Consider the following 19,148-nt stretch of genomic DNA (forward strand, 5'->3'; position numbering starts at 1 on the left):
TGAGGCGAGGGGCGGAATTGGGCAACCGATTCCGCCCCTCGTCGTTTGTGGGCGGCACTCACCGGAAACGAGAACAATGGCTGACAAGGTCCTGATCTATTCGCGCTTTCCCAAGACGATGATGGCGCGCTTCGCCGAGCGGTTCGAGCTGCTCGACACTGGTGGAAAGCCCGCGCGCGAGGTGTTTTCGGCAGACGAACTCGGCGGCATCCGCGCACTGCTGACCGCGGGCGGCTCACCGCTCGGCGCCGAGGCGATGGACCTGCTTCCAAAGCTCGGCGCGATCGTCTGCTACGGCACCGGCTATGACGGCGTCGACCCGACGGCCGCGGCCGCACGCAAGATCGCGGTCGGCCATAGCCCCGGCGCCAATGCCGCATCGGTCGCCGATATCGCGATGACCCTGATGCTTGCGACGACGCGGCGCATCCTGGTCGCCGACCAATATGTTCGCAGCGGCGATTGGGCCGCGTCAAAGCAGTCGCCGATGATGCGGCCTCGGGCCGGCATGCCCGGCCGCCGCATCGGCGTCTATGGCATGGGCGAGATCGGCCGCAAGATCGCCGCGCGCTGCGCCGCCTTCGAGAGCGAGGTCGGCTATTTCAGCCGCACCAGGTACGATCTGCCTTATCAATATTTCCCGACCCTGGAGGCGCTCGCCGACTGGTGCAGCGTGCTGATGATCGCGGTCCGGGCGGGGGCCGACACGCAGCACGTCGTCAACGGCGATATCCTGGGGCGCCTCGGCGCGGACGGCTATGTCGTCAACATTTCCCGCGGCTCGGTCATCGACGAGAAGGCCCTGGTCGCGGCGCTCTCCGACAAGACCATCGCCGGTGCCGGCCTCGACGTCTACGAGAAGGAACCGCACGCCCCCGACGCGCTGACCGCACTGCCCAATGTGGTGCTGGCCCCGCATCTCGGCGGCCACACCCTCGAATCGCACGTCGGCATGCAGAATTGCGCGCTGGCCAACCTGACCGCGTTCTTTGCCGGCCAGCCGCTGCCTTACGCGGTCAAATCCTAGCTGGCGCGATCGAAGCGGAATCTGTCCTGTAGCTGGCGCCGTAGCTTGTCGTCTTTCACCACGGCAATACGGGCCGCCGCGCGTTCGCGGAGCATCCGGGTCATGGGCGTCAGGGCCGGAGAGGGGCTGCTCCAGCCGGCCGCCTGCAGGAAGCGCTCGAGCCATGCATCGGGGACGCGATCGAGCTGCTGAGCAAGAAACTCACGCTCTTCCTCATTCCGAATGAGATAGACTTGTTTGAACGCCAGCAGGCGATTGACGAAGGCATCGCTGGTGTCGTCGCGTATCACGCGAAATCGTTGCCGCTGCTCGTCCACATATTGGTCCGATCGATAGGCGGCCGTGTTGGCGAGCCGGAGTGCTAGTTCATATTGCCAGATTTTGAGGCCGCTTCGCTCCTCGAAGATGCGCGCAGCTCGTTCCGCAACGCCGGGAAATTGCTCGGCATTCCAGTGAAATGGGAACGCTGCGCTGCTGTAGTCGAAACCAATGCTGGGGTCCTGCATGCGCGTTAGGATCAGATCGATGAATCTGCGCTGCCGGTCCGGATCGAGCTTGAACCAGAATTTCTGTACCGAATCGAAAGTGCTGCTGGGAAAGCTCGTCAGTTCAATGAAGGATGCCACCACGCTGAGCAAATCGTCATCGACTTGGCCCTTGGCCTGGATTGCCAGGGCGAGGTCGAGTGCGGCGGTGCGGGTTGGCCCTCTGGAAATCTCGACCGCACGGCGGATCAATTCGGAGGTACCGACATCGGGCGTCTTCGGTGGCGCGGCCCAGTCGATGCCGTAGACGGCGGCCGCGAGGTCCTCGCCGGTGAAGCTGGGTCCCCCGATCCAGACCATCTGCGACGGGCCGCCGGAGAATCCCTCCCACAGTGACAGTGTTGGGTCCGGCGCGTTGGGCATTCCGAACAGCGGAGCGTAGCTGAGCACGACGGTCCGACCGGAGTGCCAGGTCGCGGCGACGCGCTCCTCGCCGTTTTGCCGGACATTGAGCGTACCGACGGTGCAGCAGCCGATCATGGGGTAGTAGGGCCTGGGCTTCATGCGAACGACGAGGCCGTCGGGAATGCTGTCGATCGTTGTCGTCTTCAGGCATTCGCCGACGTGCCCGGCGCGTTGCAGGAGTTCCGAATTGCGCAGTTCGTCTGCAGTGCAGTCCTTGGCCGCGGCAAGCACGGTCATTCGGATCGGTCCGATATGACCTTTCTCGTCGTCGGCTGCATGAACGTAGCGGTCGACCAGGCCGTTGGCGAGCAGCGCGATCTGACCGCAGCAACCCCTGGCTCCGCGGGTCACCAGGGTGACGGTCCGGAGAGACCTCAATTCGGCCGGGACCGCACGGACGGCGAGGGCGGGGTCGGTGGTCGCTTCAACCTGATGGCGGCTCCAGACCGATGCGCCGAACCAGATGGCGAAGAACACCGGCGGTGCGGCGATCAGGCCGGGATGTTTCCGGACCGCGCCGAACGTCATCATGCCCAGGACCACGATCATCCAGACCACATTGAGGCCGCCCACGATGATGTGCATGAGAAAGGCAAGGACTAGCACCGGAAACGAGCTGCTTCCCAGCGCCCCGAAGACGGCAGCCAGGATCGCCAGACCGATGATCAGGGTGACGATGTGCCGGGTCATTGCTCGATCCGAATCTGTTCCCTGGACGAGAAGGGGCTCAACCTGTAGCTGAGAGAGCTTGCCTGATCCGTAACACGTGCATTCCGATGCGCCGCCGTGTGAAAAGGGTTCGCTAACCGTAGGCCGGATCGTACCTTTTGCGCGGGTTCAAGCCCTGATGGCAACGGATTGGAACTGGTGTGAATTTTGCTCTTGGCAATCAGGCAGAGAGCGGTTAAAGAACCGCCTCCGGACGTGCCGGCCCTGGCTGGCGCGTCCGTGCACGCATTCCGAAAACCCGACACGCAGGAGATCATTCCTTTTCAGGACGTCCGCAAGGATTGGCCCGAAAAGGAAGGAAAATCCATCGGCCGGTGGGATGCGGGCAGAGGTCAGGCGGTTCGCCGGCTGGCCTTGTCCTGTCCAAGACTGCAGGCGCCCGCGGGAAATTTCGATTTCTCAACGGCTTAATCGCATGGCCTGCATAGACGGGTGAAGACCGGATTTCACTTCGCTTCTCACCTTTCGGTGGTCGCGGAAGGAGTTTGGTTCGGACCTCGACACGCCGTGGGCTCTTACAGGCTCCCGGAGGGCAGGCTTTTAAATTGTCGTCTTGCCCGGCGTGTCCGATGGGTTTTGACCCTGAGGTTCAGGTTTGGGCGGGACGATGGGTGCAACCCGGCGGTCCCGCTTTCGCGATGACCGCCAACCGGAAAGAGCTTGCTGTGGAACGAGCGGCAAAAAAAGACGCGGTCGAACAGCTCAATGGGGTCTTCAAGACCACGAGCGTCGCGATCGTTGCTCAATATTCCGGCCTCACCGTCGCCCAGATGCAGAAGCTGCGCCAGCAGATGAAGCAGGCGGGTGCCTCGGTGAAGGTCTCGAAGAACCGTCTCGCCAAAATTGCTCTTGAAGGCACTGACGTCGTTGCCATCGGCCCCATGCTGAAGGGACCGACCGTGATCGCCACTTCGAACGATCCGGTAGCGGCGCCGAAGGTCGCCGTCGAATTCGCCAAGGCGAACGAAAAGTTCGTCATCGTTGGCGGTTCGATGGGAACGACCGTCCTGAATGTCGACGGCGTGAAGGCTCTTGCCTCGCTGCCGTCGCTTGACGAACTGCGTGCCAAGATCGTCGGCCTGCTCGTGGCCCCGGCGACCAAGCTCGCTCAGCTCGCCAATGCGCCCGCGGGCAAGCTCGCGCGCATCATCCAGGCTCATGCCTCAAAGGGCGAAGCGGCCTGACGCCCTTCGCAAAACTCAAACCCGAACCAGACTTACACCTAAGGAAACTGAACAATGGCTGACTTGCAGAAGATCGTTGACGACCTCTCGAGCCTCACCGTGCTCGAGGCTGCCGAACTCGCGAAGCTCCTCGAAGAGAAGTGGGGCGTTTCGGCTGCCGCGGCTGTCGCCGTCGCCGGCCCGGCCGGTGGTGGCGCTGCCGCCGCTCCGGCGGAAGAGAAGACCGAGTTCACGGTCGTTCTCGCCTCTGCCGGCGAGAAGAAGATCGAGGTCATCAAGGAAGTCCGCGCCATCACCGGTCTCGGCCTGAAGGAAGCAAAGGACCTCGTCGAGGGTGCTCCGAAGCCGCTGAAGGAAGGCGTGAACAAGGAAGAAGCCGAGAAGATCAAGGCCCAGATCGAGAAGGCTGGCGCCAAGGTCGAGCTCAAGTAAGCATTGCTTACGGGCAGGGTCCCGGGCCGAGGCTCGGGACCCTGGTCCGCCCCGCAAGAGGGCGGCCTGATGCAAGAGGCGTGCGACGGATCGTCCCGACGCAGGCCAAACACGAAAATGTGTGGGGATTTGAGGGTTTGACCCTCGAATCTACTCTATTGTCGCCCCATATCGGGTCGGCAGCACGAAAGCGCGGTGGGCAGGGATGCCGGATTTCCCTGTAAGCCGTTGGGAGAGCAGGCTATTTCGGGCTTTTGCAGTCCGTGAAGACGATCGTTGTGACGGGCGGGCGCGCGCTAGCGCCCCGCGCGTCGTTTTGCGTTTTGAAGGTCTGAAGAACAGATTCAGGACATTCCCGCCTGAAGCTGAGTCTCCGGCCCCCAAAGCGGGTTCGAAAAATTCAACCCGGGGAGCGGTGGCAGCCGCGTTCCGGACGGTTCGCCCAGAGCGGGCGACGAAAATGAGAGGCCACGATGGCGCAGCAGACATTCACCGGTCGCAAACGCGTTCGCAAGTTTTTCGGACACATCAAGGAAGTCGCCGAGATGCCGAACCTCATCGAGGTTCAGAAGGCGTCCTATGACCAGTTCCTGATGGTCGACGAACCCGCGGGTGGGCGCCTCGACGAGGGCCTGCAGGCTGTGTTCCGTTCCGTGTTCCCGATCTCGGACTTCTCGGGCACCTCGATGCTGGAATTCGTTCGCTACGAGTTCGAGCAGCCGAAGTACGACGTCGATGAGTGCCGTCAGCGCGGCATGACCTTCGCGGCTCCCCTCAAGGTGACGCTGCGCCTCATCGTGTTCGATATCGACGAAGAAACCGGCGCGAAGTCCGTCAAGGACATCAAGGAGCAGGACGTCTACATGGGCGACATCCCGCTCATGACGATGAACGGCACCTTCATCGTGAACGGCACCGAGCGCGTCATCGTTTCGCAGATGCACCGTTCGCCGGGCGTGTTCTTCGACCACGACAAGGGCAAGACCCATTCGTCGGGCAAGCTGCTGTTCGCTGCCCGCGTGATCCCGTATCGCGGCTCCTGGCTCGACATCGAGTTCGACGCCAAGGACATCGTCTATGCGCGTATCGACCGTCGCCGCAAGATTCCGGTGACGTCGCTGATGTTCGCCCTCGGTCTCGACGGCGAGGCGATCCTGTCGACCTTCTACAAGAAGATCCTCTACAAGCGGACCAAGGAAGGCTGGCGCGTTCCGTTCGACGCCAACCGTTTCCGCGGTTACTCGACCATCAACGACCTGATCGATGCCGACACCGGCAAGGTCGTGCTCGAGGCCGGCAAGAAGCTCACCGTCCGCGCCGCCCGCCAGCTCCAGGAGAAGGGGCTCAAGGCGCTGCGTCTGTCGGATGAGGAACTCGTCGGCAACTACCTCGCCGAGGACCTGGTCAACCCGAAGACGGGCGAGATCCACGCCGAAGCCGGTGAGGAAATCACCGACAAGTCGATGAAGGCCCTCAACGAGCACGGCTACAAGGAACTGCCGCTGCTCGACATCGACCACGTCAATGTCGGCGCCTACATCCGCAATACGCTCTCGGCCGACAAGAACATGACGCGTGAAGACGCGCTGTTCGACATCTACCGCGTGATGCGTCCGGGCGAGCCGCCGACGCTGGATTCGGCGCAGGCGATGTTCCAGTCGCTGTTCTTCGACGCCGAGCGCTACGACCTCTCCGCGGTCGGCCGCGTCAAGATGAACATGCGGCTCGATCTCGATGCGCCCGACACCCAGCGCACGCTGCGCAAGGAAGACATCCTTTGCGTCATCAAGACGCTGGTTGACCTGCGCGACGGCAAGGGCGAGATCGACGACATCGACCATCTCGGCAACCGCCGTGTGCGCTCGGTCGGCGAGCTCATGGAGAACCAGTACCGCATCGGCCTGCTGCGCATGGAGCGTGCGATCAAGGAGCGCATGTCCTCGGTCGACATCGACACGGTCATGCCGCAGGACCTGATCAACGCGAAGCCGGCGGCTGCCGCCGTGCGCGAGTTCTTCGGCTCCTCGCAGCTCTCGCAGTTCATGGATCAGACCAACCCGCTCAGCGAGATCACCCACAAGCGCCGTCTCTCGGCGCTTGGACCGGGCGGTCTGACCCGCGAGCGCGCCGGCTTCGAAGTGCGCGACGTGCATCCGACGCATTACGGCCGTATCTGCCCCATCGAGACGCCGGAAGGTCCGAACATCGGCCTGATCAACTCGCTCGCCACCTTCGCGCGCGTGAACAAGTACGGCTTCGTCGAGACGCCGTACCGCAAGGTCAAGGACGGTCGCGTCACCGACGAGGTCGTGTACCTCTCGGCGATGGAGGAAGGCCGCTACTCGGTTGCGCAGGCCAACGTGCCGGTCGACGCCAAGGGCCGCTTCACCGAAGACCTCGTGGTCTGCCGCGCCAGCGGCACCCGCGACGTCGTGCCGATGACGCCCGACAAGGTCGACTACATGGACGTGTCGCCGAAGCAGCTCGTTTCGGTCGCCGCGGCCCTGATCCCGTTCCTCGAGAACGACGACGCCAACCGCGCGCTGATGGGCTCGAACATGCAGCGCCAGGCGGTGCCGCTGGTTCGCGCCGAGGCACCGTTCGTCGGCACCGGCATGGAAGGCGTGGTTGCGCGTGACTCGGGTGCTGCGATCGCGGCGCGCCGTTCGGGCGTGATCGACCAGATCGACGCGACCCGCGTCGTGATCCGCGCTACCGAAGATCTCGATCCGACCAAGTCGGGCGTCGATATCTACCGTCTGATGAAGTACCAGCGCTCCAACCAGTCGACCTGCATCAACCAGCGTCCGCTCGTGAAGGTCGGCGACATCGTCAAGAAGGGCGACATCATCGCTGACGGTCCGTCGACCGACCTCGGTGAGCTCGCTCTGGGCCGCAACGTGCTCGTCGCGTTCATGCCGTGGAACGGCTACAACTTCGAAGACTCGATCCTGCTCTCCGAGCGCATCGTGAAGGAAGACGTCTTCACCTCGATCCACATCGAGGAATTCGAGGTGATGGCCCGCGACACCAAGCTCGGCCCCGAGGAAATCACCCGCGACATTCCGAACGTGTCGGAAGAAGCGCTGAAGAACCTCGACGAAGCCGGTATCGTCTACATCGGTGCGGAAGTGCGCGCCGGCGACATCCTGGTCGGCAAGATCACGCCGAAGGGCGAAAGCCCGATGACGCCGGAAGAAAAGCTCCTGCGCGCCATCTTCGGCGAAAAGGCCTCCGACGTTCGCGACACCTCGCTGCGCGTTCCTCCGGGCGTGCAGGGCACGATCGTGGAAGTCCGCGTGTTCAACCGCCACGGCGTCGACAAGGACGAGCGTGCGCTGGCGATCGAGCGGGAAGAGATCGAGCGTCTGGCCAAGGACCGCGACGACGAGCAGGCGATCCTGGACCGCAACGTCTACAACCGTCTTGCCGAGCTCCTCGAGGGGCGGCAGGGCATTGCCGGTCCGAAGGGCTTCAAGAAGGACACCAAGATCACCCGTGCGGTGCTCGAGGAGTATCCGAAGTCGCAGTGGTGGCTGTTCGCTTCGCCGAACGACAAGCTGATGGCCGAGATCGAGGCCATGCGGAAGCAGTACGACGAGTCGAAGAAGGGGCTCGAGCAGCGCTTCCTCGACAAGGTCGAGAAGCTTCAGCGCGGTGACGAATTGCCGCCCGGCGTGATGAAGATGGTCAAGGTCTTCGTCGCGGTGAAGCGCAAGATCCAGCCCGGCGACAAGATGGCCGGCCGCCACGGCAACAAGGGCGTGGTGTCGAAGATCGTGCCGATCGAGGACATGCCGTTCCTCGAAGACGGTACGCACGCCGACATCGTGCTCAATCCGCTGGGCGTGCCCTCGCGCATGAACGTCGGACAGATCCTCGAGACGCATCTCGGCTGGGCTTGCGCCGGCCTCGGCAAGCGTATCGGCCAGACCGTCGATGCGTATCTGTCGAAGCAGGACATCAAGCCGCTGAAGGAAACCTTGAAGAAGGTCTACGGCGAGGACGAGACGATCAAGACGCTCAACGACAACGAGCTGCTTGAACTCGGCCATAACCTCAGCCGCGGCGTGCCGATTGCGACGCCGGTGTTCGACGGTGCCAAGGAGACCGACATCGAGGAGATGCTGAAGCTCGCGGGTCTGGACGCTTCGGGGCAGTCGACCGTCTATGACGGCCGCACCGGCGACGCGTTCGATCGCAAGGTGACGGTGGGCTACATCTACATGCTCAAGCTGCACCATCTCGTGGACGACAAGATCCACGCGCGGTCGATCGGTCCGTACTCGCTCGTCACCCAGCAGCCGCTGGGCGGCAAGGCGCAGTTCGGCGGCCAGCGCTTCGGCGAAATGGAGGTGTGGGCCCTCGAAGCTTACGGCGCGGCCTACACGCTCCAGGAAATGCTGACCGTGAAGTCGGACGACGTCGCCGGCCGTACCAAGGTGTACGAGGCGATCGTGCGTGGCGACGACACCTTCGAGGCAGGTATTCCGGAATCGTTCAACGTGCTGGTCAAGGAAATGCGCTCGCTCGGCCTCAACGTCGATCTGCACAATTCCAAGATGGGTCCGGCGCCGACGTCGGAAGCGGCCGAGTAACCCGACCTTTCATGCCCGGCCTTCGCGGCCGGGCATTGGCGCCCCTCCCGATGCCTTGAGGGCAGGGCGCCCCGCTCAAGTGATTTTCGAATTTGCGGCCGGAGGCGACCGGTACGCGAGGAGAAGACGATGAACCAAGAAATTATGAATCTCTTTAACCCGACGACGCCGGCTCAGGTCTTCGACCAGATCCGGATCTCGATCGCGTCCCCGGAGAAGATTCTGTCCTGGTCCTACGGCGAGATCAAGAAGCCGGAGACCATCAACTACCGTACCTTCAAGCCCGAGCGCGACGGCCTGTTCTGCGCCCGCATCTTCGGGCCGATCAAGGACTACGAGTGCTTGTGCGGCAAGTACAAGCGCATGAAGTACAAGGGCATCATCTGCGAGAAGTGCTCGGTCGAGGTCACGCTGTCGCGCGTCCGGCGCGAGCGCATGGGCCATATCGAGCTCGCAGCGCCCGTCGCCCACATCTGGTTCCTGAAGTCGCTGCCCTCGCGCATCGGCCTCCTGCTCGACATGACGCTGAAGGATCTCGAGCGGATCCTCTACTTCGAATATTACGTCGTGCTCGAGCCGGGCCTCACGGCGCTGAAGGACCGTCAGCTGCTGTCGGAAGACGAGTATCTGAAGGCGCAGGACGAGTACGGCCAGGATTCCTTCACCGCGATGATCGGCGCCGAGGCGATCCGCGAGCTGCTCAAGGGCATGGACCTCGAGAAGCTCGAAGTGTCGCTTCGTGCCGAGATGCAGGAGACCGACTCCGACATCAAGCACAAGAAGCTCGCCAAGCGCCTCAAGATCGTCGAGGCCTTCCGCCACTCCGGCAACAAGCCGGAATGGATGATCCTGACCGTCGTTCCCGTGATCCCGCCGGACCTGCGTCCGCTGGTGCCGCTGGACGGCGGCCGCTTCGCCACCTCCGATCTCAACGACCTCTATCGCCGCGTCATCAACCGCAACAACCGCTTGAAGCGGCTGATGGAGCTGCGCGCGCCCGACATCATCATCCGCAACGAGAAGCGCATGCTTCAGGAAGCGGTCGATGCGCTGTTCGACAACGGCCGCCGTGGCCGCGTCATCACGGGTGCGAACAAGCGCCCGCTGAAGTCGCTCGCCGACATGCTCAAGGGCAAGCAGGGTCGCTTCCGCCAGAACCTGCTCGGCAAGCGCGTCGACTATTCGGGCCGTTCCGTGATCGTGGTCGGTCCCGAACTGCGCCTGCATCAGTGCGGCCTGCCGAAGAAGATGGCGCTCGAGCTTTTCAAGCCGTTCATCTACTCACGGCTTGACGCCAAGGGCCTGTCCACCACCGTGAAGCAGGCGAAGAAGCTGGTCGAGAAGGAGCGGCCCGAGGTCTGGGACATCCTGGACGAGGTCATCCGCGAGCATCCGGTGCTGCTGAACCGCGCGCCGACGCTGCATCGCCTGGGCATCCAGGCGTTCGAGCCGGTGCTGATCGAGGGCAAGGCGATCCAGCTTCACCCGCTGGTCTGCTCGGCGTTCAACGCCGACTTCGACGGCGACCAGATGGCCGTGCACGTTCCGCTGTCGCTCGAAGCGCAGCTGGAAGCGCGCGTCCTGATGATGTCGACCAACAACATCCTGCATCCCGCGAACGGCCAGCCGATCATCGTGCCGTCGCAGGACATCGTGCTCGGTCTCTATTACGTCTCGATCATGCGCGAAGGCCTGCCCGGCGAGGGCAAGCTGTTCGGCGACATGGCCGAGCTCGAGCACGCCCTGCACGCGAAGGTCATCCACCTCCACACCAAGATCAAGTATCGGTGGGAAGGCATGGACGAGACCGGCAAGGTCTCCAAGCGCTGGATCGAAACCACCGCTGGCCGCGTCATGCTCGGCAACCTGCTGCCGAAGAACCCGCGCATTTCGTACGAGATCATCAACAAGCTGATGACCAAGCGCGAGATCTCGGGCGTCATCGACCAGGTCTACCGTCACTGCGGCCAGAAGGAGACGGTGATCTTCTGCGACCGCATCATGGCGCTCGGCTTCTACAACGCGTTCAAGGCCGGCATCTCGTTCGGCAAGGACGACATGGTCGTACCGCACTCCAAGTGGAAGATCGTCGACACCACCCGTACGCTGGCGAAGGATTTCGAGCAGCAGTACAACGACGGCCTGATCACCCATGGCGAGAAGTACAACAAGGTCGTCGACGCCTGGTCGAAGGCCACGGAAGAAATCGCCAAGGCGATGATGAAGGAGATCTCCTCCACCAAGAAGACCGCGGCTGGAGCCGATGCCGACATCAACTCGATCTACATGATGGCTCACTCCGGTGCCCGCGGTTCGCCGGCCCAGATGCGCCAGCTCGCCGGCATGCGCGGCCTGATGGCCAAGCCGTCGGGCGAGATCATCGAGACGCCGATCATCTCGAACTTCAAGGAAGGCCTCTCGGTTCTCGAGTACTTCAACTCGACCCACGGCGCCCGTAAGGGTCTCGCGGACACCGCGCTGAAGACCGCGAACTCCGGCTACCTGACCCGTCGCCTGGTCGACGTCGCGCAGGACTGCATCATCACGCAGTCCGATTGCGGCACCAAGCTCGGCATCAAGATGCGCGCCATCGTCGATGCCGGCACCGTGGTCGCTTCGCTCGGCTCGCGCATCCTCGGACGCACGGCCTGCGAAGACATCCGCGACAGCTCGGGCAAGGTGATCATCAAGCGCGACACGCTGATGGAAGAAAGCCATCTGGACGCCATCCAGCAGGGTGGCGTGCAGGAGGTGAAGATCCGCTCGGCGCTGACCTGCGAACTCGTCAACGGCATCTGCGGCAAGTGCTACGGCCGCGATCTCGCTCGCGGTACGCCGGTCAACCACGGCGAAGCCGTGGGCGTCATCGCGGCGCAGTCGATCGGTGAGCCGGGCACCCAGCTGACCATGCGCACCTTCCACATCGGTGGTGCGGCGCAGCTCAACGAGCAGTCCTTCGTCGAAGCCAACTTCGACGGCAAGATCGTGATCCGGAACAAGGCCATCGCCCGCAACAGCGAAGGTCACCTGGTCGCGATGGTCCGCAACATGGTGATTGCGATCGTCGATGCCGACGGTACCGAGCGTGCGACGCACCGTATTCAGTACGGCGCGCGCCTGCACGTGGACGAGGGCGACATGGTCAAGCGTGGCCAGCGCATCGTCGAGTGGGATCCGTACACCCGTCCGCTTCTCACCGAAGTCGAAGGCACCATCGGCTTCGAGGATCTGGTCGAAGGGCAGTCGATCTCGGAAACGCTGGACGAGGCCACCGGCATCGCCAAGCGCGTGGTCATCGACTGGCGCTCGACCCGCGGCGGCTCGGACCTGCGTCCGGCCATCGTGGTCAAGGGCAAGGACGGCAAGGTGCTCAAGCTCGCCCGTGGCGGCGATGCCCGCTACATGCTGTCGGTCGACGGCATTCTGTCGGTCGACGTCGGAGCCAAGGTCAACCCGGGCGACATCCTCGCGCGTGTCTCGACCGAAAGCGCAAAGACGCGTGACATCACCGGCGGTCTGCCGCGGGTGGCGGAGCTGTTCGAGGCACGGCGTCCGAAGGATGCGGCGATCATCGCCGAAATCGCGGGCACCATCCGGTTCGGACGCGACTACAAGAACAAGCGTCGCATCTCGATCGAGCCGATGGACAAGACCGATGAGGCGCGCGAGTACCTGATCCCGAAGGGCAAGCACATCCACCTTCAGGACGGCGACGTCGTCGAAAAGGGCGACTTCATCGTGGAAGGCAACCCGGCGCCGCACGACATCCTCGCGGTCAAGGGCATCGAGGAGCTTGCGGCCTACCTGGTCAACGAAATCCAGGAAGTCTACCGGCTCCAGGGCGTGCTCATCAACGACAAGCACATCGAGGTGATTGTCCGTCAGATGCTCCAGAAGGTGGAAGTCACCGACCAGGGCGATACGGACATGATCTCCGGCGAACAGGTCGACAAGATCGAGTTCGACGCGCTGAACGAGAAGGCCAAGGAAGAAGGCAAGAAGCCCGCCACGGGTACGCCGGTTCTGCTCGGCATCACCAAGGCGAGCCTCCAGACCCGCTCGTTCTTCTCGGCGGCTTCGTTCCAGGAGACCACCCGCGTCCTCACGGAAGCGGCGGTCAACGGCAAGATCGATCCGCTCGAGGGCCTCAAGGAGAACGTCATTGTCGGCCGGCTGATCCCGGCAGGCACCGGCGCCTCCATGGCCAAGATCCGCGAAGTCGCCATGAAGCGCGACAAGCTGATTCTGGACGAGCGCGAGAAGCAGCAGTCCGTCGTGCCGCCGGCGCCGGAAGCTGAACTTCCCGCGCTTCCGCCCGCGGAATAATGGTTCATCCGTAGGAATACCGAGGACAACGAAAAGGCCGGCGAAAGCCGGCCTTTTTGCTGCTTTGTTTGCCTGTTGCGATGCGGGATCAACCTTTGTTCATCTTTCCTTCAGGCGCAAAAGCGCTTCTGCTAAGGGAGCTTAGACCGGTGGATCCCGTGACGGGGGCAGGGCCGGAGACCACGGAACTAATATGCTGGATCTCGCAATCGTAGGCGGCGGCCCGGGCGGGCTGATGAGCGCCTGGTATCTGAAGCGTAAGCTCGGCGACCTCTGCCGCATCACCATCTTCGAGGCCTCCGACAGGCTCGGCGGCAAGATCGTCACGCGCAAATTCGATTCTGCGCCGGCAATGTACGAGGCTGGCGTTGCCGAGATCTACGACTACTCGATGACGGGTCCAGATCCGCTGCGCGAGCTGATCCAGCATTTCGGCTTGCAGACGATTCCGATGGATGCCGAGCAGGTGCAGTTCGGCGGCGAGTTGCTCAACGACGTCGCCGGCATGCGCCGCAAATACGGTGCCAAGACTGCGGCCGCGATCGAGGAGTTTCGCAAGCGCTGTGCCGACGAGATGTCGCCGATCGAGTATTACGAAGGCGTCGGCGCCCACGACAACGAGAACCCCTGGGCCTACAAGACCGCCGAGCAGGTGCTCGACGAGGAGGTCAAGGACGAGATCGCAAAGCGGTTCTTCAAGGTGATGGCGCGCTCGGACATCGCGACCGAGAGTCACAACACCAACGGCCTCAACGCGCTCAAGAACTATCTGATGGATGTCGACGGCTATATCGGCCTCTACTCCATCCAGAACGGCAACGAGCAGCTGATCGACTGCCTCCAGTCGGAGGTCAACGCCGACATCCAGCTCAATCATCGCGTGCTGACCGTCGGCAAGGCGTCGACCGGCCGCTATCAGCTCAAGATGATGAACGGGAAGGGGCCGGAGACTCGCGACTTCGATCTCGTGCTGGTTTGTCTGCCGCACTCCTGGCTCTCCACCGTCGGCTGGGAAGGCGAGCAGCTGCGCAAGTCGATGGTCAAGCACGTCGCTTTTTTCGACCGTCCCGCGCATTATTTGCGCGTCTCGATCCTGTTCGATAGCCCGTTCTGGGGCGACAGGATTTCCGGCGCCTGGTTCATGTCGGAAGCCTTCGGCGGCTGCTGTGTCTACAACGAGGGCGCACGTCACGACGTCGGCAAGCACGGCGTGCTGAACTGGCTGATTCCGGGCTCCGATGCGCTCGCCTTCGCCAACCTGTCAGACCAGGAACTGATCGACGCCGCGCTGAAATCATTGCCGGCCTCGCTTGGGGACGCGCGCGCGCACTTCATGGAAGGCAAGATCCACCGCTGGCTGTCGTCGGTGAATGCGCTGCCTGGCGGCCTGCCCGTGCGCGACATCATGACCAACCATCGCCCCGAGCCGAAGGAACATCCCGGCATCGTGGTGGTCGGCGATTATCTGTTCGACTCGACGCTGAACGGTCTGCTCGATTCCTCGGACGCCGCGACCGACATCATCCTGACCGAGATGATGCGCCTGCGCCGCGAGCGCGCGCAGGAAGCGGGCGAGGCGATCTCCGACAAGATCGACCGCGACTATTTCGAGAACTACCGCGGCCTCGGCCCCTATGGCGAGGTCTGGAAGCACTTCACCGATCCGGATTATCTGTCCGGGCTGATCAGCATCGTCTGGGGCAAGACCAAGGGCGCGCGGCTGCTGGTCGCCGGCTCCGCCAGCGGCGAGCTGGTCGGCGCGTTGCGAGATCGCGGTATCGATGCCTGGGGCATCGAGAACAACCGCGCCATTCACGCCAAGACGCCGAAGGCGCTGAAGAAGTTCAACAAGCTCGGCTCGATCGCCGACATGCCGTTCAAGGACGGCAGCTTCGACTACGTGTTCGAGACCAGCCTCTGCCACGTTGCCCCGAAGCAGGTGGTCCGTGCGATCCGCGAGTTGAACCGCGTGGTCAAGACCGGCCTCGTGTTCGGCTCGGTCACCTCGGACATGGCATCGGCCGTGATCGACCGCTACGATCTCTTGCGCGGGGTCAAGAAGCTCGGCACCTGGTGGGAATGGTCCGAACTGTTTTTCGGCAACGGCTTCGATCTGTCGATGCACCGCAAGGACTGCACCGACGCGCTCTGGACGGCGACGCTCGCCGCCAACAAGGGCCCGGGCCAGTGGTATGCCGACGCCGACAGTTTGCGCTATTCCTTCTTCGACAAGGTCGAGGACGAAGACGACGACTAGCATCACGAGGCGGATGAATTCGCCAATTGTTTTGCCGAATTCATCCTGATCGCATAGAATCGCTGCAAGTAGCGGCTTCCGCTATTTCCCTGCTTTCTCTGCGGTCATGCCGGCCGTCAGCATCGGTTGGTTTCATGGCGTCCAGGCCTCTCTCTCCCGACAAACAGAAGCTCGCCGCGCAAGAGGCGGCCGAGCTCGAGGACAAGCTCGTCGCCGGTCAGGAGCCCGAGCTGGAAGACGACGAGGACGACCAAGACGAGGACGACGACGAGCTCGAGCTCGAGGACGATGATGACGAGGATCTCGTCGTCTTTACCGCCCGCGAAGCCGCCGGCGCGCTGGCGACCATCCTCGGTTTCGTCAGACCCTTCCTGTCCAACTACAAGCGCATCCTGGGCTATGTGGCGTTCGGCGTTCTGGTCGAGACGCTGTTCAACGTCATCATGCCGCTCAGCCTCAAATTCCTCATCGACGATGCGCTCGGCGAGGAGGATTTCCAGGCGCTGTACAAGATCCTCGGCGTGCTCGCGGTCGCCGGTATCTTCACATCGATTGTCGCGGTCTGGTACGAGCGTTGGGACGCACGGCTGGCCGCCTGCATCATCTCCGACGTCCGCAAGCGGCTGTTCGAGCACGTCCAGGATCTGCCGGCGGCCTATTTCGGCCGCACCAAGCGCGGTGAGATCCTGTCGCGCTTTTCGGTCGACCTCTCGGCTTTCGAAGGCTCGGTCAAGACCTTTGCCAACAGCGCGGCGCTGCCGTTCCTGGAGTTGATCGCCGGCATCATTCTGATGCTGTTCCTGAACTGGCAGCTCGCCGTGGTCGCGCTGCTGGTGTTTCCGATCACGCTGATTGGCCCGCGCATCCTGACGCCCAAGGCGGTGCAGGCCAATTACGAGCAGAAGCTCAACGAAAGCGCACTGCTCGGCATGGTGCAGGAGAACGTGGCAGCGCAGGCCGTGATCAAGGCGTTCAGCCTGCAACGCAAGATGTTCGGCTTCTTCAGCTTCCGCAACGACGCGACCCGCGACAGGATTGCGGCCGCGGCGTTCCTGTCGACGATGGTGGAGCGGACGGTCACCATCTCGGTGCTGCTGTTGCACCTCGTCGTGCTCGCCATCGGCGCTTATCTGGCGACCAAGGGCCAGATCACCATCGGTACCTTCGTCACCTTCGAGAGCGCGTTCTGGGAAGTGTCCTACAACATCGCCCACGTGATGCACTTCATCCCGGTGTCGATCTCCTCGGCTGCTGCAATCCGTCACATCCAGGAGTTGCTCGACGAGCCGACCCGCGGGGCCGATCGCCCGGGTGCGCCAGATCTGCCGCGCATCACCAACGACATCACCTTCGACCACGTCACGTTCCAGTACGAGGGCGGCCAGACGCCGGTGCTGGACAATCTCAGCCTCAAGCTCAATGCCGGCAAGAGCATCGCCATCGTCGGCCCGTCAGGCTCCGGCAAAAGCACGCTCCTCAATCTGATCCTGCGGCTTTACGTGCCGGACGAGGGGCGCGTCACCATCGACGGCGTCGACGTACGCAAGGTGACGCTGGATTCGCTGCGTCGGAGCATGGCCGTGGTGTTCCAGGAGAACATGCTGTTCAACATGTCGATCCGCGAGAACATCCGGCTCGGCAAGGAAGGCGCCACCGACGCGGAGGTGGAGGAGGCCGCCAAGAAGGCCGAGATCCACCGCTACATCATGAGCCTGCCGCAGCGCTACGACACGCCGGTCGGTGAGCGCGGCGACACGCTGTCGGGCGGCCAGCGCCAGCGCATCGCGATCGCGCGCGCGATCATCCGTAACCCTTCCGTGCTGCTGCTGGATGAGGCCACCTCGGCGCTCGACCAGACCACCGAGGCTGCGATCAACCGCACGTTGCTGAAGGTCGCCAAGGGCCGCACCATGATCTGGTCGACCCACCGCCTGACTTCGGTGGTCGAGATGGACGAGATCATCGTGATTTCAGGGGGCAGGGCGATCGAGCGCGGCTCGCACGCCGAACTGCTCGCCAAGAACGGCACCTATCGCAAGCTCTGGAACGACCAGATCCATCAGCCGCACGGCGGGGCCGCTCAGGCTGAAGACGACAGCGACGATGACGACGAGGATGAGGACGACCTCGACGAGGATGATGAGGACGAGGACGAGGAGGAGGAGTGACCAAGGAAGTTCGGCTCCAGATCGAAGGCGCCTCCAAGCCTGCGCAATAATCCCTGGGTCGACCACGCCATGAAGCGCGCCCAGCGCTGCGCCGTCCAGTACGGGCCGGTTGCCATCGAAACCGAGCGGAAGTGGAAGGCTTTCGCCGCCGACCATTCATCGCAGGCCCGCTTGACCGGATCGGCATAGTAGCCGGCGATCTTGTTCGCATCCATCGCGTCGGACGCCAGCCATTGTGGGATGTAGACGTTGCAGAGCCGCTCGACGTCGGTGAAGACCTTGTCGCAGCCGGTGCCCGCAACCGGGCAAGAGGTGGCAAAGGCATCGCCCGCCAGCACCACGCCTGGCTGATGGCCGGCATCGTTCACGTAGAGGTCGACGGGACGGATCTTCGGCTCGCCGGCGATGTCGAAGGCGCCGGTGATGCGCTTCAGCCGCGGCAGGGAGGCGTTCAATGTCTCGGCCGGCGCGCGGCGGAACTCGCGCAGCCAAGGATCGTCGAAACCGCGGTACACGAACAGATTGGCCCGCATCCGCGGGCCGATCGGAAACAGCGAGAAATAGGGGATCCGATCGCTCGGCCGCTCCGAGAAATAGGTCAGCGCCGGGAAGTCGAACGAAGTCCGTCCCGCCGGCACCACGTCGAAGCCGATCGAGATCGAATGGCAGGCGCTGATGACGTTGCGCTCGATCCCAAGCTGGTGGCGCAGGCCGACGTTCAGGCCGTTGGCGAGCACCACCAGACGGGCCGAGATGGCCTCGCCATTCGCGAGGGCGATTCTCTGCCGCTCCGGGCTGGTCTCGACCGATACGGCTTTGGTCCAGATTCGCTCGACCGTCTCGGGGATTTCGTCGCGGATCGCGTTGACCAGGGAACCGTAGAGGATGTTGAACTGCCGACTCGGCGCCTTGTCGAGCAGATGGCCGAAGCGCGCGATCCAGTTCTCGCCGGAGAAAGTCGCCCGGCGCAGCACCGAGTCGGCGATTCCCGTCCGCTGAAATCGCTCGACCTGTCCGTGACCGCTGAGTTTCTGGACGCGAAAATCGACCGGGTAGGTCTCATGCGGGTCGATCATGACTGCCGAAATGCCGGCGCGCCCGAGCATCGCAGCGGCCGTCGAGCCGGCCAGTCCCCCGCCAATGATGGCAATATCGGTGTACCGCATGGCGCTTGTCTCTGCCGGAGGCGGCAGATTGACGCATCAACAGGAAAAAAAGCCTTAGCGGGCGATATAAAAGTATATTTCTTCCGGGTATAAATGACTTGTGGGCTGGCGGAACAGGGCGGCTTTCCCACATCAGGGAGGCGCGGCGAGGGTGCCCAACGGGCGATTTCCGGAGGCGCGCGAAGCGCTTTCCAGCTGTGGTTTCGCCTTGACTTGAGCGATTCTCACTTATAGAAAGCGCCTCACTTAACGACAGGCGGTGAGCATTGCCAACGTCGGAACGGGCCACCCGTTGATCCCCTGGGATCGCC

General features: G+C 63.1%; 9 protein-coding genes. 7 read left to right on the forward strand and 2 right to left on the reverse strand.

What is annotated here, in order from left to right; all coding sequences use genetic code 11:
* Positions 1-76: 76 nt before the first annotated feature.
* Positions 77-1,027, forward strand: coding sequence for a 2-hydroxyacid dehydrogenase (locus QY049_RS36995; protein WP_301270542.1), 951 nt, complete (start codon positions 77-79; stop codon positions 1,025-1,027).
* Here QY049_RS36995 and QY049_RS37000 read toward each other — a convergent pair.
* Positions 1,024-2,667 (reverse strand): hypothetical protein, encoded by a 1,644-nt coding sequence (locus QY049_RS37000; protein ID WP_301270543.1) that lies wholly within the window; start codon positions 2,665-2,667, stop codon positions 1,024-1,026. The genes QY049_RS36995 and QY049_RS37000 overlap by 4 nt on opposite strands.
* A 704-nt stretch (positions 2,668-3,371) precedes the next feature.
* Here QY049_RS37000 and rplJ point away from each other — a divergent pair.
* From rplJ to QY049_RS37030, 6 genes are all read left to right on the forward strand, one after another.
* Positions 3,372-3,890: a 50S ribosomal protein L10 gene (gene rplJ / locus QY049_RS37005; RefSeq protein WP_301270544.1), complete on the forward strand. Its 519-nt coding sequence runs from the start codon at positions 3,372-3,374 to the stop codon at positions 3,888-3,890.
* Positions 3,891-3,944: 54 nt separating this feature from the next.
* Entirely contained in the window at positions 3,945-4,322 is a 378-nt protein-coding gene (gene rplL, locus QY049_RS37010; protein WP_018647233.1) for a 50S ribosomal protein L7/L12, read from the forward strand.
* Between the two features lie 473 nt (positions 4,323-4,795).
* Positions 4,796-8,920: a DNA-directed RNA polymerase subunit beta gene (gene rpoB, locus QY049_RS37015; RefSeq protein WP_128951215.1), complete on the forward strand. Its 4,125-nt coding sequence runs from the start codon at positions 4,796-4,798 to the stop codon at positions 8,918-8,920.
* 129 nt (positions 8,921-9,049) lie between these two features.
* On the forward strand, positions 9,050-13,246 hold the full coding sequence (rpoC, locus tag QY049_RS37020) for a DNA-directed RNA polymerase subunit beta' (RefSeq protein ID WP_194482258.1): 4,197 nt from the start codon (positions 9,050-9,052) through the stop codon (positions 13,244-13,246).
* Between the two features lie 193 nt (positions 13,247-13,439).
* Positions 13,440-15,503: an FAD-dependent oxidoreductase gene (locus tag QY049_RS37025; protein ID WP_301270545.1), complete on the forward strand. Its 2,064-nt coding sequence runs from the start codon at positions 13,440-13,442 to the stop codon at positions 15,501-15,503.
* Between the two features lie 134 nt (positions 15,504-15,637).
* Positions 15,638-17,671 carry an ABC transporter ATP-binding protein gene (locus QY049_RS37030; RefSeq protein WP_194482260.1) on the forward strand — a complete coding sequence of 678 codons (2,034 nt, stop codon included), beginning with the start codon at positions 15,638-15,640 and terminating at the stop codon, positions 17,669-17,671.
* Here the strand turns inward: QY049_RS37030 and QY049_RS37035 are convergent.
* Positions 17,584-18,837: an NAD(P)/FAD-dependent oxidoreductase gene (locus QY049_RS37035; protein ID WP_301270546.1), complete on the reverse strand. Its 1,254-nt coding sequence runs from the start codon at positions 18,835-18,837 to the stop codon at positions 17,584-17,586. The two genes, QY049_RS37030 and QY049_RS37035, sit on opposite strands and share 88 nt — an antisense overlap.
* Between the last annotated feature and the right edge of the window lie 311 nt (positions 18,838-19,148).

It is taken from the genome of Bradyrhizobium sp. WYCCWR 13022 (assembly GCF_030435535.1).
GTDB lineage: Bacteria > Pseudomonadota > Alphaproteobacteria > Rhizobiales > Xanthobacteraceae > Bradyrhizobium.

Bases quoted from the DNA above. Each gene is read 5' to 3' on its own strand.
- QY049_RS36995 (WP_301270542.1), top strand. From the start codon at position 77: ATGGCTGACAAGGTCCTGATCTATTCGCGCTTTCCCAAGACGATGATG.
- QY049_RS37000 (WP_301270543.1), bottom strand. From the start codon at position 2,667: ATGACCCGGCACATCGTCACCCTGATCATCGGTCTGGCGATCCTGGCT.
- rplL (WP_018647233.1), top strand. From the start codon at position 3,945: ATGGCTGACTTGCAGAAGATCGTTGACGACCTCTCGAGCCTCACCGTG.
- rpoB (WP_128951215.1), top strand. From the start codon at position 4,796: ATGGCGCAGCAGACATTCACCGGTCGCAAACGCGTTCGCAAGTTTTTC.
- rpoC (WP_194482258.1), top strand. From the start codon at position 9,050: ATGAACCAAGAAATTATGAATCTCTTTAACCCGACGACGCCGGCTCAG.
- QY049_RS37025 (WP_301270545.1), top strand. From the start codon at position 13,440: ATGCTGGATCTCGCAATCGTAGGCGGCGGCCCGGGCGGGCTGATGAGC.
- QY049_RS37030 (WP_194482260.1), top strand. From the start codon at position 15,638: ATGGCGTCCAGGCCTCTCTCTCCCGACAAACAGAAGCTCGCCGCGCAA.
- QY049_RS37035 (WP_301270546.1), bottom strand. From the start codon at position 18,837: ATGCGGTACACCGATATTGCCATCATTGGCGGGGGACTGGCCGGCTCG.